Origin of the sequence: Teichococcus aestuarii (genome assembly GCF_003116135.1) — a bacterium.
Lineage (GTDB): Bacteria > Pseudomonadota > Alphaproteobacteria > Acetobacterales > Acetobacteraceae > Pseudoroseomonas > Pseudoroseomonas aestuarii.
Map to the genome: position 1 here is coordinate 16,855 of NZ_PDOA01000021.1, position 21,332 is coordinate 38,186.

Below are 21,332 nucleotides of genomic sequence, written 5' to 3' on the forward strand. Positions count from 1 at the left end.
GGCGCTAGGCGGGGCCGCGCAACACCAGCCGGACCCTGTTCATGACCGACAAGCCCATCCTTGGCGCCGCCCTCACCCTCAAGGGCATCACCCAGCACCGCGACTGGCTGCTGGAGAAGCAGCGCGACCTGGAGATCCAGGACCTGCACAGCGCCGAGGTGCTGGACGGCGACTGGCGCCCGGTGGCCGAGCGGCTGCGCGCGCTGCTGGACGGGCACACCGGCCGCGTCGGCCTGCACGGGCCGTTCTGGGGCTTCAAGATCGACAGCCACGACCCCGAGATCCGCGCCGTGGTGCGCCGCCGCCTGCTGCAGGGGCTCGAGGCCTGCGCTGCGGTGGGCGCCACGCAGATGGTGGTCCACTCCCCCTACACCACCTGGGACCACGCCAACCTCGACGCCTTCCCCGGCGCCCGCGAGCAGCAGATCGAGCGCGTGCACCTGACGCTGCGCGACGTCGTCGCCCGCGCCGAGTCGCAGGGCTGCGAGCTGGTCATCGAGAACATCGAGGACAAGGAGCCGCGCGACCGCATCGCCCTCGCCGCCTCCTTCGGCAGCCCGGCGGTGCAGGTCTCGCTGGATACCGGCCACGCCCACTACGCGCATGTCAGCACCGGCGCGCCGCCGGTGGACGTGCATGTGAACCTGGCGGGCGAGGCGCTGCGCCATGTCCACCTGCAGGACACGGACGGCCATGCCGACCGCCACTGGCAGCCGGGCGAGGGCACCATCCGCTGGCCGGGCCTGTTCGCCGCCCTCGCCCGCCTCGCCGGCCGGCCGCGCCTGATCCTGGAGGTGCGCGACCAGACCAGCCTGCGCCGCGGCGCCGCGCATCTCGAGGCGCTCGGCCTGGCGGAGTAGGGCCGGGCTCAGAGCCGGGCCGCGCAGGCCTCCGGCGCGAAGCTGACGCGCCGGTCCAGCGCGTCGGTCGCGTCATCCGTGCCGGTGCCGATGAGCGGCTGGCTGGCTCCCACACCCTCCGCCACGGTGCGCGGCCGCAGCGCCGGCCGCTCGGCGACCAGCCGCCCGCGCACCGCCTCGGCCCGCGCCGCCGGCCCGGTCGGGCTGGCATGGCCGGTCAGCGCCAGGCAGAAGGGGCGCGGCTCGGTCTGCCGGGCGATCTGCCGCAGCCACATCGGGTAGTCGCCGCTGATGGCGGGGTCGGCCCAGAAGGCGGTGGTGCCGGGGCGGAAGAGGAACTTCACCGCCAGCTCGCCCCGGTCCAGCCCCTGCGCCACCACCGCGCCGAAGGCGGCCTCGGCCTCCCCGTCGCGGCCCAGCGCCTTGTTGGCGAGGTAGAGGCCGTTGCGCACGCGCAGCTGGTCGCCCCCCGGCAGCGCCGAGGCCGCCTCGTAGGCGGCCAGCGCCGCCGCCGGATTGCCGGCCTCGTAGGCGCGCACCCCGTCGGCGGCATGGGCCTGGGCGCGCAGGGCGCGCAGATAGGCGGGGTCGATCGCCTCGCCCGGGTCGCCGGCGCAGGTGCGGAGATAGGCGGCGGTCAGCGGCTCGCGGTTCCAGGCGGGGCTGTCGCGGAAGAAGGCGGTGGGGGTCATGTCCACATCCGGGCCGCGCACCCAGGCCGTCTCGTGGCTGACGATGCGGCCGGTGCGGAGATCCCCCAGCACCGCCCAGATCCGGTAGACCTGCGGGAAGGGCGCCTCGCTCGCCGGGATGACGCCGGCCTCCGCCACCGGCGTGATGGCGCCGAGCAGGATCAGCGGCTGGTCGTCCAGCGCGGCGGTGCCGAAGGGGCGCAGGTTGAACGCCGGGTAGCGCTCCCGCACCAGCGTGCCGATGCGCTGCTCCATGCCGCGCGTCACCGCCGTCTGCTGGCCGGTGGCGCGGTCGATCAGCGGGTCCACCACCAGGTCGTGGCGGCCGGAGGGGCCGGGCGGCTCGAGCCGGGCGCGGTCGAGCAGCGCCACGGTCAGGCTCAGCACCGCCTCGTCGAGCGGCTGCGCGGTGCGGGGCGGCTTGGGCGCGTCGGAGACGCGCATCGGCAGGGCCTCCGGCGCGGGCGGGGCGGCGGGGGTGGTGCCGCAGCCGGCCAGCAGGAGCAGCCCGCACAGCGCCGCGCCGAGGGATCTAGCGGCAGCCGCCACGGAGGAAGCGTCGGTCGGCATAGGAAGGCTCCTCGCCCAGTTGAACCCTGACAATGATGGACCGGCAGCGCCGCTCGGCCGGGCTGGCGGCCCGGGCTGGAGCGGCGGAGGTGGCGGCGCGCGCCGGCGGTGGGGGTGGCGGCGGCGCCATGGCCAGGAGCGGCGGCGCGCCTTCCGCCTGCGGTGCCGCCTTTGGCGCGGCGGCGCGCAGGGTGGGGCCGGGGGGCGGCACGGCGGCCGGTTCCGGCGCCGCCAGCGGCAACGGCCCGCCGGGCGGCGTGGCGGCGAGCACCCGCGCTTCCGGCAGCGCCTCGGCCGGCTCCTCGGGCAGGGCGGGATCGGGCAGGGCAGGCTCGGGCAGGGCGATGCTGTCCAGCCGGGCGTCCAGGGAATCCGCCTGGCGCATCAGCGCATCCACCTCGGCCAGCAGGGCCGCCACCCTCTGCTCGCTGGTGGCGGGGGACTCCGGCGCCGCCGCCACGGAAGCGGCGGATCCGGGAGGGGCAGATCCGGGGGTGGAGACGGCACCGGGGAGCGCGGGCGGGGCCTGCTCCGCCGGCCGGGTGGCCGACCAGAGCAGCCCCAGAACCAGCGCCGAGATGCCGCCCGCCGCGATGGTGGCCAGCACGTGGCGCCAGCCGCCGCGCTCCGCGGGCCGCGCCTGTTGCTGCTGCTCGGCCATGCTGCCGCTTCCTTCCGCCTGCGCCCGGGCATGGCGGGCCCTGCACGGCGGACCCCGCACGGCCCGGCCGCGCCAAACGGCCACCATGTCCTGATCTGTGAGGAAAGGTGAAGGGCAAGGGCGCGTGACCTCGCCGCCCTGTGATGCGCGGCGTGAGACGCGCAGGGGGAGGGGCGCGGCCCCTCCCCTCCGGCTTCAGCGCCGGATGGCGGCGTGCCCGGCGAAGCAGGCCATGTCCAGGATCTGGTTGACGCTGCTGCCCATGTTGATGATCTGCACCGGCTGCGAGAGCCCCACCATCAGCGGCCCGATGGTGGTGGCGCTGGTCAGGTGCGGCACCGCCTTGGTCAGGATGTGGGCGGCGTGCAGCCCGGGCATCACCAGCACATTGGCCGGGCCGGCGAGGCGGCAGAACGGGTAGAGCGCCCGCAGCTGCGGGTTCAGCGCCACGTCGGCCGCCATCTCGCCATCGTACTCGAAGTCGGTCTCCTGCGCGTCCAGCAACTTCACCGCCTCGCGCACCGGGCCGGTGATGGTGCCGCCCGGGTCGCCGAAGGTGGAGAAGGAGAGGAAGGCCACGCGCGGCTCCAGCCCCAGCTTGCGCGCCTCGGCGGCCGACTGGCGGGCGATGGAGGCGAGCGTCGCCGCATCGGGGCGCTCATGGATGGCGGTGTCGGCCACCAGCACGGTGCCGGCGCGGCGGGAGAGCATCAGCGTCAGGCCGAACAGCACCGTCTCCGGCGCCGGGTCGATGACGTTCGTCACCCCCTCCAGCGTGGCGGAGGTGGAGCGGGTGATGCCGGAGACCATGGCATCGGCGTCGCCCATCGCCACCATGCAGGCGGCGAAGGTGTTGCGGTCCTGGTTCACCAGGCGCTGGCAGTCGCGGAACAGGAAGCCCTGGCGCTGGCGGCGCTGGTAGAGGAACTCGGCATAGCGCGTGTTGCTGTCCGAGAGGCGGGCGTTGTGGATCTCGATGCCCTCGGGCAGCGGGATGCCGAGCGCCGCCACCGTGGCCATCACCCGGTCCTCGCGCCCGACCAGCACCGGCGTGCCGTAGCCGGCGTTGCGGAAGGCGATGGCGGCGCGGATGACCTTCTCCTCCTCGCCCTCCGCGAACACGACCTTCTGCGGGTTGGCGCGCAGCCGCTCGGTGATGGCCTCCAGCGCGTTGGCGCCGGCGTCGAGCCGGCCGCTCAGGCTGCGGGCGTAGCGCTTGAGGTCGGGCAGCGGCTTGCGCGCCACGCCGGATTCCATCGCCGCCTTCGCCACGGCGGGGGAGACGCGGGCGATCAGCCGCGGGTCGAAGGCGTGCGGGATGATGTAGTTGGGGCCGAAGCGCAGGCCGGAGCCGCCGCCGGCGCCCGCCACCTCCTCCGGCACGTCCTCGCGCGCCAGCATGGCCAGCGCCTCGGCCGCCGCGATCTTCATCGGGTCGTTGATGGTGCTGGCCCGCACGTCCAGCGCGCCGCGGAAGATGAAGGGGAAGCCCAGGACGTTGTTCACCTGGTTCGGGTAGTCCGAGCGCCCGGTGGCGATGATGACGTCCTCCCGCACCGCCCGCGCCTCGTCCGGCGTGATCTCGGGGTCGGGGTTGGCCATGGCGAAGATGATCGGGTTGGGCGCCATGGCGCGCACCATGTCGGCCGTCACGGCGCCCTTCACGGAGAGGCCGAAGAAGGCGTCCGCCCCCTCCAGCGCCTGGGAGAGGGTGCGGCGGTCGGTGGTGACGGCGTGGGCCGACTTCCACTGGTTCATCCCCTCCGTGCGGCCACGCCAGAGCACGCCCTTGGTGTCGCACATCAGGATGTTTTCGGGCCGCATGCCCATGGCCTTCACCAGCTCGGCGCAGGCGATGGCCGCCGAGCCGGCGCCGTTGATGACCAGCTTCGTCTCGGACAGCGCGCGCCCGGTCAGGTGGCAGGCATTGATGAGGCCGGCGGCGGCGACGATGGCGGTGCCGTGCTGGTCGTCATGGAACACCGGGATGTCCATCAGCTCGCGCAGGCGCTGCTCGATGACGAAGCATTCCGGCGCCTTGATGTCCTCCAGGTTGATGCCGCCGAAGGAGGGGCCGAGGTAGCGCACGGCGTTGACGAAGGCGTCCACATCCTCGGTGTCGATGCAGAGGTCGATGGAATCGACATCGGCGAAGCGCTTGAACAGCGCCGCCTTGCCCTCCATCACCGGCTTGCCGGCCAGCGCGCCGAGGTTGCCGAGCCCCAGCACGGCGGTGCCGTTGGAGATGACGGCCACCATGTTGCCCTTGGCCGTGTAGTCGTAGGCGAGGGAGGGGTCGCGGTGGATGTGCAGGCAGGGCTCGGCCACGCCGGGGGAATAGGCCAGGCTGAGGTCGCGCGCCGTGGTCAACGGCTTGGTCAGCCGGATCTCGAGCTTGCCCGGCTTGCCCTCGGCGTGCAGGGCCAGCGCCTCCTCGGCGGTGATGCGGGCGGTGCGCGTGTCGCCCACCGGCAGCTTCTTCGTGTCGTCCATCGCTTCTGCGGGCTCCCGTGCTTCCCCCCCTTTATGTCGGCGCAGAGCGATACACGAAAGGCAGGCGCTTCGCAGGTGCGGCATGGAAGGTGCCGCACCATTCTAGCATCGCGGCCTTAGCGGGCGGTTAACCGCCGCGCCTCAGGCGCGCCGCACGCTCCACGGATAGGGCGCGGTGCCCTCCAGGATGCCGGTGAGGCTGGAGCGGAAGGCGGTGCGCAACGTGAACTGGCCGAGCGGCACGGTGGCCACCTCCTCCAGCCCGAGCCGCCCCAGCGCCTGCGCGGCCTTGCGCTGCGCCGCCGGGTCCGTGGCGTAGAGCCATTCCTGGGTCAGCGCCTCGGCGCGCTCGCTCTTCCACCAGCCGAACCAGCCATCCTCCCCCTGCCCGCGGATCAGCGGCGACATGGCGGGGTTGCCGTAGAAGGTGGCGGGGCCGGTGGTGTGGAAGATGCTCCAGCCGCCCTTCTCCACCGGCTCGCGCGAGCTGCGCCGCTGGATCACGGTGCCCCAGTCGGTTTCCGCCAGCTCCACGTTCATGCCGATGCGGCGCAGCGCGTCCGCCGTCACCTGGCCGAGCGGCCCGATGTCGGGGAAGTCGGTCGGGTTGATGATGACCGCCTTCTGGTCGGCGTAGCCCGCCTCCTTCAGCATGGCGCGGGCGCGGTCCAGGTCGCCCGGCATCAGGTCGGCATGGTCCTGGTAATAGGGGGTGCGCTTGGGCCAGATGCTGCGCGTGTCGGTCCAGGCGGAGCTGTCATCCCCCTGGGAGGCGCGCATGTAGTTCTCCTGGATGACGGAGGCGAGCACGGCGCGGCGCAGCCTCACATCGTCGAAGGGCGGCTGCAGGCAGTTCAGCCGCGCCAGCGCCAGGCGGCCGGCCTTGTCCGTCACTTCGCGGCGGATCTGCCGGTTGCGCGCCAGCATCGGCTGCAGGTCGGCCAGCGGGCGCTCCCACCAATCCACCTCGCCATTCATCAGCGCGCCGGCGGCGGTGGCCGCGTCGGGAATGATGTGCCACTCGATGCGCCGGAAATGCGCCACCTTGGCCCCCGCCGCCCAGTCCGGCGCCTCCTGGCGTGGCACGTAGCCGTCGAACTTCTCATAGGCCACGCGGCTGCCGGAATTGAACTCGCCGGCCAGGAAGCGGTAGGGGCCGGAGCCCACCATCTCGGTGATGGCCTTGCCGGCATCGGTCTGCGCCAGCCGCTCGGGCATGATGAAGGCGGCGCTGGTGTCCTTGCCCAGCGCGCTGAGCAGCAGCGGGAAGGCGCGGTCCAGCCGGATCTCGAAGGTGCGGTCGTCCACCACGCGCCATTCGCGCGTGACCCTGGCGAGAAGCTGGCCGAAGGGGTCGCGCACCGCCCAGCGCTTCAGGCTGGCCACGCAGTCCCGCGCCCGCACCGGCTCGCCATCGTGGAACTTCAGCCCCTCGCGCAGGCGGATGCGCCAGAGCTTGCCATCCTCCAGCACCTCGTGGCCCTCGGCCATCTGCGGCTGGGGCTCCTGCGCCGCGTTCAGCGCGTAGAGCGTGTCGAACACGTAGTAGCCGTGGTTGCCGGTGACGGTGGCGGTGGTCCAGATCGGGTCCAGCGCCGTCAGGTTGGCCTGCGGCACGAAGCGCATCGTGCTGGCGCGGCTGTCCTGGCCGAGGGCGGGGGCGGCGAGGCCGCCGCCCAGCAGGGCCGTGGCGGCGCCACTCTTCAACAGGGTCCGGCGATGCATGGGCGTTCCTCCTTCGGCTTGACGCGGCGCGCAGGGTGCCGGCGGGGGCGGCACGCGGCAACCCCGCCGCCGCTCTGGACCCGTGCGCCCGCCCCGCCCTAGGAAGAGGCGCATGAACGCCGCCGCCCCCCTCGCCGCCCTCCCCTCCGCCGAGGGCGCCACCCCCGCCATGGCCCAGTGGTTCGCCGCCAAGCAGGCGCACCCGGAGGCGCTGGTGTTCTTCCGCATGGGCGACTTCTTCGAGCTGTTCTTCGACGACGCGCAGCGCGCCGGGGAGGCGCTGGGCCTGGCCGTCTCCCACCGCGGCGAGCATCGCGGCCAGCCGATCCCGATGGCCGGCGTGCCGGTGCACGCGCTGGAGAACTACCTGGCGCGGCTGATCCGGCATGGCTTCCGCGTCGCCATCTGCGAGCAGCGGGAGACGCCGGAGCAGGCCAAGGCGCGCAAGGCACCGACCATAAGGCGCGAGGTGGTCCGCCTCGTCACCCCCGGCACGCTGACCGAGGAGGCGCTGCTGGAGGGCGGCCGCGCCGCCTGGCTGCTGGCGCTGGCGCGCGTCGAGGGCGAGTTGGCGGCCGGGAGTCTGGGGGCGGCCTGGGCCGACCTCTCCACCGGCGCCTTCGCCTGCGAGGCGCTGCCCGTGGCGGAACTCCCCGCCCTGCTGGCGCGGCTCGACCCGGCCGAGATCGTGCTGCCCGAGGATCTCGACGCGCTGCCCGCCCTGGCCGCCTGGGCCGAACGCCTCAGCCACCGCCCGGCGGCGCGCGACCCGGCGCGGCAGGTGGCGGAATTCTACGGCGTGGCGGCGCTGGACGGCTTCGGCGGCTTCGGCGAGGCCGAGCTGGCCGCCTGCGCCCTGGTGCTGGACTATCTCCGCGCCACCCAGGGCGAGGCCGCGCCGCGCCTGCGCCCGCCGGAGCCGCAGGGCGGGCGCGAGGTGCTGCGGATGGACGCCGCCACCCGCCGCAGCCTGGAGATCCTGAAGAGCGAGCGCGGCGAGACGCGCAACTGCCTGGCCGCGGCGGTGGACCGCACCCTGACCGCCCCCGGCTGCCGCGAACTGGCCGCGCGCCTCGCCGCGCCGCTGACCGACGCCGCCGCCATCGGCGCCCGGCACGATTCGGTGGCCGCCCTGCTGGCCGACACGCCGCTGCGCGCGACGCTGCGCGGCGCCCTGCGCGGCGCGCCGGACATGGCGCGCGCCCTGGCCCGGCTGGCGCTGGACCGCTTCGCCCCGCGCGACCTCGCCGCGCTGCGCGATGGGCTGGCGCGCGCCGAGGCCATGGCCGACGCGCTGGAGCGGCCCGGCATCCCCGCGCTGCTGGCGGCGGCGCGCGCGGCGCTCCGCCCGGAGGGCTCGCCCCGCGCCGAGCTGGCCCGCGCCCTCTGCCCCGAGCTGCCCGCCCGGCTGGAGGACGGCAACATCGTCGCCCCCGGCTATGATGGCGAGCTGGACGCGCTGAAGCGGCTGCGCGACAACGCGCGCGGCGCCATCGCCGCCATGCAGATGCGCCTGGCCCAGGATTGGGGCGTGGCCAGCCTGAAGATCCGCCACCACCAGCAATTCGGCTTCCTGGCCGAGATGCCCGCCGCCGCCGGCGAGAAGCTGCTGCGCGACCCGCCCGCCGCGCTGCGCGAAGGCCCCTATGCGCCGATGCACCGGCAGACCATGGCCAATGCCCACCGCTTCACCTGCGCCGCGCTCGCCGAGCTGGACCGCAAGCTCTCGGCCGCCGGCGAGCAGGCGGCGCGGCGCGAGGCGGCGGTGGTGCGGCACCTGCGCGCCCTCTGCCTGGAGGCCGCCCGCCCGATCGACGCCGCCGCCGCCGCCCTGGCCGAGCTGGATATCCACGCGGCGGCGGCCGAGCTGGCGGCGGGCGGCGCCTGGTGCCGGCCCGAGCTGGTGGAGCGGCCCGAGTTCCGCATCCGCCAGGGGCGCCACCCGGTGGTGGAGGCGGCGCTGGCCCGGCAGCGCGGAAGCGGCGCCTTCGTGCCGAACGATGCCGACCTCTCGCCCGGCCAGCGCCTGTGCCTGCTGACGGGCCCGAACATGGCCGGCAAGTCCACCTTCCTGCGGCAGAACGCGCTGATGGTGGTGCTGGCCCAGGCCGGGCTGTTCGTGCCGGCCGGGAGCGCGCGCCTCGGGCTGGTGGACCGGCTGTTCTCGCGCGTCGGCGCCGCCGACGACATCGCCGGCGGCCGCTCCACCTTCATGGTGGAGATGACCGAGACGGCGGCCATCCTGAACCAGGCCACCGCCCGCAGCCTCGTGGTGCTGGATGAGGTGGGGCGCGGCACCGCCACCTGGGACGGGCTCGCCATCGCCTGGAGCGTGCTGGAGGCACTGCACGACCGCATCCGCTGCCGCGCGATCTTCGCTACGCATTTCCACGAGCTGACGGCGCTGGCACCGAAGCTGCCCGAGTTGCAGCTCGCCACCATGCAGGTGCGCGAGCATCGCGGCGAGGTGGTGTTCCAGCACCTCGTCGGCGCGGGGGCGGCCGAGAAATCCTGGGGGCTGCATGTGGCGCGGCTGGCAGGGGTGCCGCGCCCGGTGGTGACGCGCGCCGGCGCCGTGCTGGCGGCGCTGGAGGCGCGCGCGGCGGGGCTGGAGCCGCTGGCCGAGGAGATGCCGCTCTTCGGCCAGGTGGCGGAGCGCGATACTGCCCCGCCCGCCCCCGCTTCCCCTGCCGGGGTGTCGGAGGGCCCGCTGCACGCGGCGCTGGCGGAGATCGACCCCGATGCCCTCACTCCGCGCGCGGCGCTGGAAGCGCTCTACCGGCTGAAGCAGATGGCCGCCGCCCTGCCAGGGTAGGGCGGCATCCACGGCGGCAACATTGCGGGAAAATTTGCTGCGAAGCGGCAAAGTCGCCACCCTGCGTGCTCACGAAGCTGTTGCGGGAACGCCGGGCGCGATAACATGCTTCAAATGAGAAGCTCCGGCGCCCTGCCAGACGCGTTTGCCGCCCCCTCCGGCTCCTCCGCCGGAAAGCCGCGGCCGCTGCCCGATATCGTTCTCGACCTGATCCCCCGCCCCGGCGAGCCGGTGACGCGGGAGGCGGCGCTGCTGCTGCTGCTGCGGCGGCAGCTCGGGCGCATCCAGTCGCGCGTGCAGGAGGCGTTCGAGGCGCACGCCCTCTCCGGCCTCACCGCCGCGCGGATGCTGGGCGAGCTGACGGACGGGCTGATCTACGCCATCCACGCCTACACCCTGGCCCAGGTGGCGCCCGAGCAGGGGGAGCCCGGCGCCAACCCCTTCGCCACCACCACCGAGCCGCCCTTCGTGCTGGCCGCCACCGGCGGCTACGGGCGCGGCGTGCTGGGGCCGTATTCCGACATCGACCTGCTGTTCCTGTCCGACCGGCCGCTCGGGCCGCGCGGGCGGCGGGCGGTGGAGTTCATGCTCTACCTGCTGTGGGACCTCGGGCTGAAGGTGGGCCACGCCACCCGCAGCATCCATGAGTGCCTGGAGGATGCGCGGGCCGACGCCACCATCCAGACCGCCCTGCTCGACGGCCGCTTTCTGGCCGGCGACGCGGCGGTGTTCGCCCACTTCGAGGAGGCTTTCGCCCAGGCCCGGCAGGATTGGGGCATCGGCCAGTTCCTCGCCGCCAAGCGGGCCGAGCGCACCGCCCGCCACAAGCGCTATGGCGACAGCCCCTACCTGGTGGAGCCGCACCTGAAGGAAGGGCGCGGCGGCCTGCGCGACATCCAGACCATGTACTGGCTGGCCCGCTACGCCTTCGGCGTGAAGCGGATGCCGGAGCTGGTGGGCGCCGACAGCCCCGGCGGCGGCCTGCTGACGGCGCGCGAGGCGCGCGCCTTCAAGCGCGCCTGGGACTTCCTCTGGACGGTGCGCTTCCACCTCCACTACGTCACCGGCCGCGCCGAGGAGCGCCTGACCTTCGACCTGCAGCCCGTCGTCGGCGCCCGCATGGGCTATACGCGGCACGGCAAGCAGGACGGGGTGGAGCGCTTCATGAAGCACCTCTTCCTCACCGCCCGCGACGTGGTGCGCCTCTCCCGCCTGCTGGAGCCGGCGATCGAGCGCGCCTCGCTCGGCCTGCCGGCGGTGAGCAAGCCCTCCGACGCGGCGCTGACCGCCGCGGGCGTCGCGGTGGCCGACGGCAAGCTGCTCTTCGCCCCCGACCGGGTGGTGGAGGAGGAGCCCGCCATCATGCTGCGGCTGGTGCGCGCGGCGCGCGACCGGGGGATGGAGCTGCACCCGCTGGCGCACCGGGCGCTGATCCGCGCCGCCCACCGCGCCCAGGCGCTGCGCGGCGACGCCGAGGCCAACACCCTGTTCCTCGACCTGCTGGCGGGCCGCGATTCGGCGCGCTGGATCCGGGTGCTGAACGAGGTGGGCTTCCTCTCCCGCTTCATCCCGGACTGGGCGCGCATCGTCGGGCTGATGCAGTTCGACACCTACCATGTGTTCACCGTGGAGGAGCACACGATCGAGGCGATCGCCGTGCTCAACCAGCTGGAGCAGGGCGAGCTGGGCGAGGCCGCGCCGGTGGCGAGCGAGCTGGTGGGGCAGGTGCATTCCCGCCGCGCCCTCTATGTGGCGGTGCTGCTGCACGACATCGCCAAGGGCCGCGGCGGCGACCATTCCGAGATCGGCGCCGGGCTGGCGCTGGAGATCTGCCCCCGCCTCGGCCTGACGCCGGAGGAGACGGAGACCGTCTCCTGGCTGGTGCTGAACCACCTCCTCGTCAGCCAGACCGCCTTCAAGCGCGACATCGACGACCCCAAGACCATCCTCGACATCGCCGAGGTGGTGCAGTCGCCCGAGCGGCTGCGGCTGCTGCTGGTGCTGACGGTGGCCGACATGCGCGCGGTGGGCCCCAAGGTGTGGAACGGCTGGAAGGCCACGCTGCTGCGCGAGCTGTACTGGCGCGTGGCCGAGGTGCTGGCCGGCGGCCTCTCCGTGCCGGAGCGGGACGTGCGCGTGGCGCGCGCCAAGCAGGCCGCCGCCGCCATGCTGGAGGACCAGCCGAAGGCGGTGGTGGAGCATTTCCTCGGCCTCGGCTACCCCGGCTACTGGCTCTCCTTCGACCCGGAGAGCCATGCCCGCCACGCCGGCATGATCCGCGAGGCGGAGGCCACCGGCGCGCCGCTCTCCGTCTGCACCCGGGTGCTGGAGGCGCGGGCGGTGACGGAGGTCACGGTCTACTGCTCAGACCATCCCGGGCTGTTCAGCCGCATCGCCGGCGCGCTGGCGGTGGCCGGCGCCACCATCGTCGATGCCCGCATCCACACCATGACCAACGGCATGGCGCTGGACACGCTCTGGGTGCAGGACGCGCAGGGCGGGGCGTTCGACGCCTCGCACAAGCTGGCCCGCCTCTCGGTGCTGATCGAGCAGGCGCTCTCCGGCCGGCTCAACCTGGTGCAGGAGATCCGCAAGGTGCGGCGGGAGCCGGCGCGGCTGCGCGCCGTGCAGGTGCCCGGGCGCGTGGTGATCGACAATTTCGCCAGCAACACCCACACCGTCATCGAGCTGAACGGGCGCGACCGGCCCGGCCTGCTGCACGACGTCACCGCCGCCATCTCCGAGCAGGGGCTGCAGATCGCCTCCGCCCACATCACCACCTACGGCGTGCGGGCGGTGGACGTGTTCTACGTGAAGGACGTGTTCGGGCTGAAGATCGAGAACGAGCGCAAGCTCGCCTCGCTGCGCGCGGCGCTGCTGGCCGCGCTGGGCGGGCCGGGGGACGAGGCGGGGGCGGATTAAGAAGTTCTTTTTCGGAAAACAGAACCAAAAAACTTTTGTCGGTTGGCGACGCGCCGGCTGATGGCATGACGCCAGACTGACAAAGTCTTTTTGCTTCTTTTTCTTCAGAAAAAGAAGAATCTTCCTGGGAGAAACAGCCGTGCACATCACCTCTCCGGCCTTCAAGGAGAATGCCGCCCGCGCCCTGGGTGATGCGCGGCTGCAGAAGGCGCTCTCGCGCACCGGCTCGCACGCCAAGCGGGCGCGCGCCGTGGCCGCCCTGCCCGAGTTCGAGCGGCTGCGCGACACGGGGCGGGACATCAAGAACCACACCCTGGCCAACCTCGACTTCTACCTGGAGGCCTATGCGGCGAAGGTGGAGGCGGCGGGCGGCCATGTGCACTGGTGCAGCACCGCCGACGAGGCGCGCGCCGCCGTGCTGGAGATCTGCCGCAAGGCGGGCGCCCGCACCGTCACCAAGGGCAAGTCGATGATCTCCGAGGAACTCGGGATCAACGACCACCTGGAGGCGCATGGCATCCGCCCCGTCGAGACCGACCTCGGCGAGTACATCCTGCAGCTGCGGCGGGAGCCGCCCTCGCACATCATCGGCCCCGCCTTCCACCTGAACCGGGAGGACTGGGAGGAGAGCTTCCGCCGCAGCCACACCGACCTGCCGGCGGACCGCGTCTTCCACGAGCGGCGGGACATCCTGGCCGAGGCCCGCACCCGGCTGCGCGAGGCCTTCCTCGCCGCCGATGTCGGCATCACCGGCGCCAACTTCCTCATCGCCGAGACCGGCTCCTCCGTCATCGTGACGAACGAGGGCAATGGCGACCTGACGCAGACCCTGCCGCGCGTGCATGTGGTGCTGGCCAGCATCGAGAAGGTGGTGCCGACGCTCGAGGACTGCACCAGCCTGCTGCGGCTGCTGGCGCGCTCCGCCACGGGGCAGGACTTCTCCGTCTACACCACCTTCTCCACCGGCGCCCGCCGCCCGGCCGACCTCGACGGGCCGGAGGAATACCATGTGGTGCTGGTGGACAATGGCCGCTCCGCCATGGTCGGCACCGAGTTCCAGGAGATGCTGCGCTGCATCCGCTGCGCCGCCTGCATGAACCACTGCCCGGTCTATGGCGCCACCGGCGGGCACGCCTATGGCTGGGTCTATCCCGGCCCGATGGGCAGCGTGCTCACCCCCTCGCTGGTCGGCGTGGACAAGGCGGCGCACCTGCCCAACGCCTCCTCCTTCTGCGGCCGGTGCGAGAGCGTCTGCCCGGTGAAGATCCCGCTGCCCAAGATGATGCGCCACTGGCGGGAGCGGGAGTTCGAGCGCCACCTGACCCCGGCCACGCAGCGCCGCGCGCTGGGGCTGTGGGCCTGGTTCGCCCGGCGGCCCGGCGCCTACCGGCTGGCCGCGCGGCTCGGCCTCGGCGCGCTGGGGCTGCTGGCGCGCGGGCGGGGCGCCTTCACCTGGCTGCCCGGCGCCGGCGGCTGGACCAAGGGGCGCGACCTGCCGGCGCCCGAGCCGGGCGGCACCTTCATGGACCGCTACGCCCGCCAGAAGCGGGGGGCCGGTCGGTGAGCCGCGAAGCCATCCTCGGTTCCATCCGCCGCGGCCTCAAGCGCGGCGCGCTGCCGGAGGACCAGCAGGCGATGTTGCGCGGCCGCATGGCCCAGCACCCGCGCCACCTCATCCCCGCCCGTTCCCGCCTGCCGCACCCGGAGCAGGTGGCGCTGTTCATCGCGCGGGTGGAGGCCGAGTTCGGCACGGTGGAGCGGGTGCCCGAGGCCGCCCAGGTGCCGCAGGCGGTGGCCGACTACCTCGCCGGCCAGAACCTGCCGCCGCGCCTCGCCATGGCGCCGCACCCGGCGCTGCTGGCCCTGCCCTGGGCGGCCCTGCCGCTGCTCTCGGTGGAGGCGCGCCGCGCCGAGGCGTCGGACCTGGTGGCGGTGCAGCACGGCTTCGCCGGCGTCGCCGAGACGGGCACGCTGATGCTGCCCTCCGCGCCCGAGCGCCCGACCACGCTGAACCTGCTGGCCGAGACGGCCATCGTGGTGCTGCGCAGCGCCGACATCGTCGGCGCCTATGAGGAGGCGTGGGACCGGCTGCGCGCCGGAGGGCCGATGCCGCGCAACGTGATGCTGGTGACCGGCCCCTCGCGCAGCGCCGACATCGAGCAGACGCTGGAGCTGGGCGCGCATGGCCCCCGCCGCCTGCATGTCATCCTGGTGGACGGCTAGGGCCGGCTTCACTAATGGAGGGCGCCGGGTGAAACGCCGGCGCCCCGCCGGGTTTCTGCCAGGGGTTCCAGGGGCCGCATCCCCTGGCCCTTTTCCCTCGATCGCCCATCTAGGACCGCAATGCCCCGCCGTGGCCGAACCCTCACCCCGGAAGAGCGTGCCATGTGGCGCGCCTACGCGGCCGCGGTGAAGCCCCTGCCGGGCCATGCCCTGCCGCCGCTGCCGGCCGCGCCGGTGGCGGAGCCGCCGCCGCCCGTGCCGCTGCCGCCCGCCACCCTGCCCGCCGCGCCCCCGGCCCCGCGGCCCTCCCCCTCGGCGCTGCATGTGGGGCACCAGCCCGGCGGGCTGGACCACCAGCGCTGGAAGGATCTGCGCCGCGGCCGCACCCGCCCGGAGCGGACGCTCGACCTGCACGGCCGCCGCGCGCAGGAGGCCTATCTGGCGGTGCGGGGCTTCCTGTTCTCCGCCCATGCCCAGGGGCTGCGCTGCGTGGCGGTGGTGACGGGCAAGGGCCCGGCGCCGGATGGCGGCGTGCTGCGGCGGGAGCTGCCGCACTGGCTGAACGCGCCCGACCTGCGGCCGCTGCTGCTCGGCGCGGCGCACCCGGTGCCGAACCAGGGGGTGGTGCATCTGCTGCTGCGCCGCCGCCGCGCCCCCTGAGGCGCCGCGCATGACCCCCTTCGGCGCCCGGCTGCGCGCGCTGCGCGAGGACCGGGGCGTGACGCTGCAGCAGCTCGCCGCCGCGCTGCATGTGTCGGCGGCCTATCTCTCGGCGCTGGAGCACGGGCGGCGCGGCCGGCCCTCGGCGGGGCTGATCCACCAGGTGAACGAGTATTTCGAGCTGATCTGGGACGATGCGGAGGAGATGGTTCGCCTCGCCCGCCTCTCCCACCCGCGCGTGACGCTCGACACCGCCGGCCTCTCGCCGGAGGCGACCGAACTGGCCAACCTGCTCGCCGCGCGCATCCGCACCCTGCCGCCCGAGACGCTGCGCGCGATGCGGCGGCTGCTGGGCGAATAGCGCCGCTGGCGCAGGGCGAATAGCGCCGCTGGCGTGGCGCGCGCGGCGGGCGTAGCGTGCCGCGCATGTCGAACTGGCACGTCGCTTCCGAAACAGGGGTCCTGACGGACGTCCTCGTCTGCCCCCCGGATCATTACCGGTGGATCCCCACCAACAGCATCGCCCGCCGCACCCTGTCGGAGAACCGGCAGACGCCGGCGCCGGCGCATCTGGCCGCCCAGCACGCCGAGCTGGTGGCGGCGATGCAGGAGGCCGGCGTCACCATCCACCGGCTGACGCCGGAGCCGCACCTGCCCTACATGGCCTATACGCGGGACAGCGTGGTGATGACCCACCGGGGCGCCGTGCTGTGCCAGCTCGAGCGGCCGCAGCGCCGCGGCGAATATGCCGCGCTGATCGACTTCCACGCCGCCCATGGCAGCGCCTTCTGGCGGAAATCCTCCGCCGGCACGCTGGAGGGGGGCGACATCCACATCCTCCGCCCCGGCCTGGCGCTGATCGGCCATTCGGGCGGCCGCACGGACGAGGCGGGGGCGGAGCAGTTCGCCGGCTGGCTGCGCGCCGAGGGCTGGGAGGTGCGCCTCGAGCCGTTCGACGAGCACTTCCTGCATCTCGACGTGCTGTTCTGCATGGCCGCCCCCGGCCTCGCCGTGGCCTGCACCGAGGTGCTGGACGACACGCTGCTCGGCTGGCTGGCCGACCATGGCATCCGCTGCATCCCCGTCTCCTACCGCGAGGTGATGCAGCTCGGCTGCAACGTGCTGGCGCTGGGCGGGGGGCGTGTTATCTCCGCGCGCGGCAACCAGGGGCTGAACGCCGCGCTGCGCGCCGAGGGCCTCACCGTGCTCGACCCCGAATTGTCGCTGTTCACCCTGGGTGGCGGCGGCCCGCATTGCCTGACCTGCCCGCTGGCGCGGGTGGAGGAGACCGCATGACCCCCCTTCTCGACATCACGCCGCTCGACACCACGCCGCTCGACACGGTGCTGGCCGCCGCCCGCGACTTCCTGGGCGAGCGCCTCTCCACCAACGCCTCCATCCGCGAGCAGCATTCGCGCGGCGAGGACGCCAACCCGCCGGTGCTGCCGGACGCGGTGGCCTTCGTGGAGAGCACGGAGGAGGTCTCCCGCCTGCTGGCGCTGTGCCACGCGCAGGGCGTGCCGGTGACGCCCTTCGGCGCCGGCACCAGCCTGGAGGGGCACGTGGTGCCCGTCCGGCGCGGCATCAGCCTCGACCTCAGCCGCATGAACGCGGTGCTGGAGGTGAATGCCGAGGACATGGACTGCCTGGTGGAGCCGGGCGTCACCCGCCACCAGCTGAACGACTTCCTGCGCGACCAGGGGCTGTTCTTCCCGGTGGACCCCGGCAGCCACTGCACGCTGGGCGGCATGGTGGCCACCCGCGCCAGCGGCACCAACGCCGTGCGCTACGGCACCATGCGCGAGGCGGTGATGGGCCTCGAGGTGGTGCTGGCCGATGGCCGCGTCATCACCACCGGCGGCCGCACCCGCAAGGCCGCCAATGGCTACGACCTGACGCGGCTGATGATCGGCTCCGAGGGCACGCTCGGCGTCGTCACCAAGATCCGCCTGCGGCTGCACGGCATCCCGGAGGCGACCACCGCCGCCGTCTGCCAGTTCGACAGCCTGCAGGCGGCGGTCGAGACCGTCATCATGACGATGCAGGCGGGCATCCCGGTGGCGCGCATCGAGCTGGCGGATGCCGAGCAGATGCGCGCCTCCATCGCCTATTCGAAGCTGCCCTACGCGCCGCTGCCGACGCTGTTCCTGGAGTTCCACGGCAGCCCGAACGGCGTGCGCGAGCAGGCCGAGGCGGTGGAGGCGCTGGCCGCCGAGATGGGCGGCAAGGGCTTCGCCTGGGCCGAGGACGCCGAGACGCGCGGCCGGCTGTGGAAGGCCCGGCACGACGCCTGGTGGGCGGCCAACGCCCTCTACCCGGGCTGCCGCGGCATCACCACCGATGTCTGCGTGCCGATCTCCCGCCTGGCCGAGGCCATCACCGGCGCCAAGGCGCTGGCCGAGGCGGCGGGGCAGAACACCTGCATCGTCGGCCATGTCGGCGACGGCAACTACCACGTCGTCATCCTGTTCCCGGCCGACGACCCGGAAGGGCTGGAGAAGGCCTGGGCGCTGGACCGGCAGATCGTGGCGCAGGGGCTGGCGCTGGGCGGCACCTGCTCGGGCGAGCACGGCATCGGCCTCGGCAAGCGGGAGTTCCTGGTGCAGGAGCACGGCGCCGAGGTGCTGGACATCATGCGCGGGCTGAAGGCCACGCTGGACCCGAAGGGGATCCTCAATCCCGGCAAGCTGTTCCTGAACTAGATCTCTTCTTTTTCTGAAGAAAAAGAAGCAAAAAGACTTTGTCAGCTTGGCGGTGCGCCATCAGCCAGCGCGGCGCCAACTGACAAAAGTTTTTTGGTTCTTTTTTCTTAACCCGCCTTGGCGTAGCCGGCGCGCAGCTCCATCGCGCGGCGCGTCGGGTTGCGGGGCGCGCGCCGGGCCGGGCGGCCGCGCGCATCCAGGCGCTGCGGCGGGCCTTCGCGCAGGAAGCGCAGCAGCGCCGCCGCCGCCGCCTCCAGCGCGGCGCGCCCTTCCGGCGCCAGCGTGGCGCTGCCGGGCAGGAAGCGGATCTTCCCCTCCCGCACCACCGGCCGGCCGGGGCCGAACTCGGTCACCTTCATCGCCCGCTCCAGCATGGCGAGGTGGTCCGACTCGCTGAAGGGCACGCTGGTGGTGATATCCACCGTCCAGCTTTTCAGCCGCGCCCAGAGCGCCCAGCCATGGATGTCGCGGGTTTCGAGCCCTTCGGCGGCGAGCGGCGCGATGGCCGCGCGCAGATGCTCCAGCACCACGGCGCGGCGCTCCTCCCAGAGACCGCGAACGGCCTCCGTAGGAAAATATTCAGACATTCTCTCAAGCTCCCGGTGGCATGGGCAAGGCCGGAGCGCGCCTGGCGCAACCGAGTCGCAGCCGGCGAACATCTCCATCCGCAGCGGCGTTTCAGGGCCGCGCGACGCTCCGTGCCGCTGGCCACCCGCCATCGGCACAAGCCCAATGTGGGAATTTAAGCCTTCCTTGGCAAGCCCAAATGGTCACTCTTTGTTCTCTTTTTCCGGAGCAGCCGCGCGCCCTTCCCACCCCCGCGCCACCGGCACGGCCGATGTGTAACAGCGACGTGACTTGCCAGGGCACAAGCCCTTGGAATGGCATGATGTTCTTCTTACGTTCAGTACTTTCACGGAGTGTTGCCGGCCCATGTCGCTGCCACGCCAGCTGCGCACGCATCAGCGCCGCCTCGCCGGGGTGGTGGCCGCCATCGCCGAGGGGCGCACCCCGGCACGGGACATCCTGGCCGCCGTGACGCCGGGCGGCGGCAAGTCGCTGCTGCCGGTGATCGCGGCGGCGCGGCTGAAGGCGGCGGGGCTGATCGACCGCGTCTGCTGGGTGGTGCCGCGCGACAGCCTGCGCCTGCAGGCCGAGGAGGCCTTCGCCGACCCCGCCTGGCGCGCCGCGCTGGGCCACGGCCTCACGGTGCGGGCGGCGGAGAACGCGCCCGACCCCTGCCGCGGGCTGGATGGCTATGTCACCACCTACCAGGGCATCGCCGCCGCGCCGGCGCTGCACCTGGCCGAGTTCCGCCGCCACCGCACCCTGCTGGTGGTGGACGAGATGCACCACCTGCCCGCCCTGCCCGAGACCGACCCCATGGCGGCGGCCCAGGCGGAGGCGGCGCCGGAGGAGGACCTCGCCGGCGCCTGGTCGCGCGCGCTGCTGCCGCTGCTGGAATGCGCGGCGGTGCGGCTGCTGCTCTCCGGCACGCTGGAGCGGGCGGATGGGCGCGGCATCCTCTGGCTGCCCTACCGCAGCGGCCCGCGCGCCCGCACGCGGGAGGTGGAGCTCGATGCGCCGGGCTGGGCCGTCATCGGCTACAGCCGGGCGCAGGCGCTGGCCGAGCGCGCCGTGCTGCCCGTCACCTTCGGCGCCATGGATGGGGAGGCGCGCTGGCGGGACGAGGACGGCCACAGCCTCGGTCCGCACCGCCTTGCCAACCGCTTCCCGGACGAGACGACGCGCCCCGCCCTGTTCACCGCGCTGCGCACCGGCTTCGCCGAGGCGCTGCTGCACGAGGCCTTCCTGGCCACGCGCGACCTGCGCGCGCGCCGCCGGCAGGCGCGCGGCCTGCCGCCCGGCACCACGGCGCGGGGCCTGGGCAAGCTGCTGGTGGTGGCGCCGGACCAGGCCACGGCGCGGCACTATCTCGGCCTGCTGCGGCGCTGGGTGCCGGCGCGCGAGGCGGAGGAGGCGGTGGCGCTCGCTACCTCCGACAGCGGCGACGCGCAGCAGACGCTGGCCGCCTTCCGGCTGCGGCCGCAGCCCTCCATCCTGGTGACGGTGGCGATGGCCTATGAGGGGCTGGACGCGCCGGAGGTGGCGGTGGTGGCGGCGCTGACGCATATCCGCTCCCGCCCCTGGCTGGAGCAGATGGTGGCGCGCGCCACGCGGGTGGACCCGCAGGCCGGCCCCTACGAGCAGCAGCGCGCGCTGGTCTTCCACCCCGATGACCCGCTCTTCGGCCGCTTCCGCCTGCGCATGGAGACCGAGCAGGGCACGCTGGCGCGCCGGCCGAAGCCGCGCCGCGCGCCGGGCGTGCTGCCGCTCTGGCTGCGCGACCAGCTGCCGCCGCGCGAGGGCATCACCCCGCTCGAATCCAACGCCCTGGCGCTGCGCTTCGACACGCTGGCCCCCGGCCCCGAGCTGGCGCTGAAGCGCCCCGGGCTGGAGGCGGCGGCCGATGCGCCGGAGGCGCCCTCGGTGGCGGAGCGGCGGCTGCGCGCGCGCATCGGCGAGATGGTGGCGGCGCAGGCGGTGGAGGACGAGGCGATGCTGCAGGGCCCACGCTCGGGCCTGGGCGGCCCCGGCCTCTACCACCGCTACAACGCCACGCTGAAGCGGGTGCTGGGCAACCGGAGCCGCGCGCAGATGAGCCTGCTGGAGCTGGAGGCCGCCATCGGCTGGCTGGAGCGCAACCGGCTGGCCGAGCACCAGCACCTGCTGGCCGGCGACCCGCGCTATGCCTGGACCGCCCGCAAGCGCGCCGAGTGGAGCCCCCCGGCCCGGCGCGGCGGCACGGCGCGGGCGGCGGAGGCGCCCCGCCGCCGGCAAGGCGGCTGAAGCGGCGCAAAATCTAAAGCAAAATTAATGAAATTGCCTCGACCTCGGCTTTTATGGCTAAGGGGCGTCGGGCAGTGCCGGGGAGGCCTGCGTCGCCATCCCAGGCCAGCCCGGAGGCCGCCGCGCGCGGCTCGCCCGCTGGCCGGCGGACCGGCGGCG

At 73.7% G+C, this 21,332-nt stretch carries 15 protein-coding genes; 10 read left to right on the forward strand and 5 right to left on the reverse strand.

Going from position 1 to position 21,332, the window contains the following annotated elements:
• The first annotated feature begins 41 nt into the window (after positions 1 to 41).
• A complete protein-coding gene (locus CR165_RS20425; RefSeq protein WP_109518788.1) occupies positions 42 to 860 on the forward strand; it encodes a sugar phosphate isomerase/epimerase family protein in 819 nt (272 codons plus the stop codon).
• Between the two features lie 8 nt (positions 861 to 868).
• Here the strand turns inward: CR165_RS20425 and CR165_RS20430 are convergent, their stop codons facing one another.
• The 4 genes from CR165_RS20430 to CR165_RS20445 all read right to left on the reverse strand — a co-directional run bounded on the left by CR165_RS20430 (position 869) and on the right by CR165_RS20445 (position 7,001).
• Positions 869 to 2,122, reverse strand: coding sequence for an OmpA family protein (locus CR165_RS20430; RefSeq protein WP_109518789.1), 1,254 nt, complete (start codon positions 2,120 to 2,122; stop codon positions 869 to 871).
• Positions 2,085 to 2,783 (reverse strand): hypothetical protein, encoded by a 699-nt coding sequence (locus tag CR165_RS20435; protein ID WP_109518790.1) that lies wholly within the window; start codon positions 2,781 to 2,783, stop codon positions 2,085 to 2,087. Before CR165_RS20435 ends, CR165_RS20430 begins: the two co-directional genes overlap by 38 nt.
• 195 nt (positions 2,784 to 2,978) lie before the next feature.
• Positions 2,979 to 5,276, reverse strand: a complete 2,298-nt coding sequence (locus CR165_RS20440) for an NADP-dependent malic enzyme (RefSeq protein WP_109518791.1) — start codon at positions 5,274 to 5,276, stop codon at positions 2,979 to 2,981.
• Positions 5,277 to 5,417: 141 nt separating this feature from the next.
• On the reverse strand, positions 5,418 to 7,001 hold the full coding sequence (locus CR165_RS20445) for an ABC transporter substrate-binding protein (protein WP_109518792.1): 1,584 nt from the start codon (positions 6,999 to 7,001) through the stop codon (positions 5,418 to 5,420).
• A gap of 112 nt (positions 7,002 to 7,113) precedes the next feature.
• Here CR165_RS20445 and mutS point away from each other — a divergent pair, with 112 nt between their 5' ends.
• The 8 genes from mutS to CR165_RS20485 all read left to right on the forward strand — a co-directional run bounded on the left by mutS (position 7,114) and on the right by CR165_RS20485 (position 18,323).
• Positions 7,114 to 9,816, forward strand: a complete 2,703-nt coding sequence (mutS, locus tag CR165_RS20450; protein WP_109518793.1) for a DNA mismatch repair protein MutS — start codon at positions 7,114 to 7,116, stop codon at positions 9,814 to 9,816.
• A gap of 114 nt (positions 9,817 to 9,930) precedes the next feature.
• On the forward strand, positions 9,931 to 12,738 hold the full coding sequence (locus CR165_RS20455; RefSeq protein WP_109518794.1) for a [protein-PII] uridylyltransferase: 2,808 nt from the start codon (positions 9,931 to 9,933) through the stop codon (positions 12,736 to 12,738).
• 139 nt (positions 12,739 to 12,877) lie between these two features.
• A complete protein-coding gene (locus tag CR165_RS20460) occupies positions 12,878 to 14,302 on the forward strand; it encodes a lactate utilization protein B (protein ID WP_109518795.1) in 1,425 nt (474 codons plus the stop codon).
• Complete coding sequence (locus tag CR165_RS20465) at positions 14,299 to 14,961, forward strand: LutC/YkgG family protein (RefSeq protein ID WP_245906626.1); 663 nt, start codon at positions 14,299 to 14,301, stop codon at positions 14,959 to 14,961. The genes CR165_RS20460 and CR165_RS20465 overlap by 4 nt, the downstream gene beginning before the upstream one ends.
• Positions 14,962 to 15,123: 162 nt before the next feature.
• Positions 15,124 to 15,621: a Smr/MutS family protein gene (locus tag CR165_RS20470; RefSeq protein ID WP_245906627.1), complete on the forward strand. Its 498-nt coding sequence runs from the start codon at positions 15,124 to 15,126 to the stop codon at positions 15,619 to 15,621.
• Positions 15,622 to 15,631: 10 nt separating this feature from the next.
• Positions 15,632 to 15,982: a helix-turn-helix domain-containing protein gene (locus CR165_RS20475; protein ID WP_109518797.1), complete on the forward strand. Its 351-nt coding sequence runs from the start codon at positions 15,632 to 15,634 to the stop codon at positions 15,980 to 15,982.
• 65 nt (positions 15,983 to 16,047) lie between these two features.
• Positions 16,048 to 16,917 carry a dimethylarginine dimethylaminohydrolase family protein gene (locus tag CR165_RS20480; RefSeq protein WP_109518798.1) on the forward strand — a complete coding sequence of 290 codons (870 nt, stop codon included), beginning with the start codon at positions 16,048 to 16,050 and terminating at the stop codon, positions 16,915 to 16,917.
• Positions 16,914 to 18,323: an FAD-binding oxidoreductase gene (locus CR165_RS20485; RefSeq protein ID WP_109518799.1), complete on the forward strand. Its 1,410-nt coding sequence runs from the start codon at positions 16,914 to 16,916 to the stop codon at positions 18,321 to 18,323. Before CR165_RS20480 ends, CR165_RS20485 begins: the two co-directional genes overlap by 4 nt.
• A gap of 107 nt (positions 18,324 to 18,430) precedes the next feature.
• Here CR165_RS20485 and CR165_RS20490 read toward each other — a convergent pair whose 3' ends face one another.
• Positions 18,431 to 18,910, reverse strand: coding sequence for a hypothetical protein (locus CR165_RS20490; RefSeq protein ID WP_146201959.1), 480 nt, complete (start codon positions 18,908 to 18,910; stop codon positions 18,431 to 18,433).
• A 346-nt stretch (positions 18,911 to 19,256) separates the two neighbouring features.
• On the opposite strand from CR165_RS20490, the gene CR165_RS20495 reads away from it, so the two are divergent.
• Positions 19,257 to 21,173 (forward strand): DEAD/DEAH box helicase, encoded by a 1,917-nt coding sequence (locus tag CR165_RS20495; protein WP_109518801.1) that lies wholly within the window; start codon positions 19,257 to 19,259, stop codon positions 21,171 to 21,173.
• Positions 21,174 to 21,332: the final 159 nt, after the last annotated feature.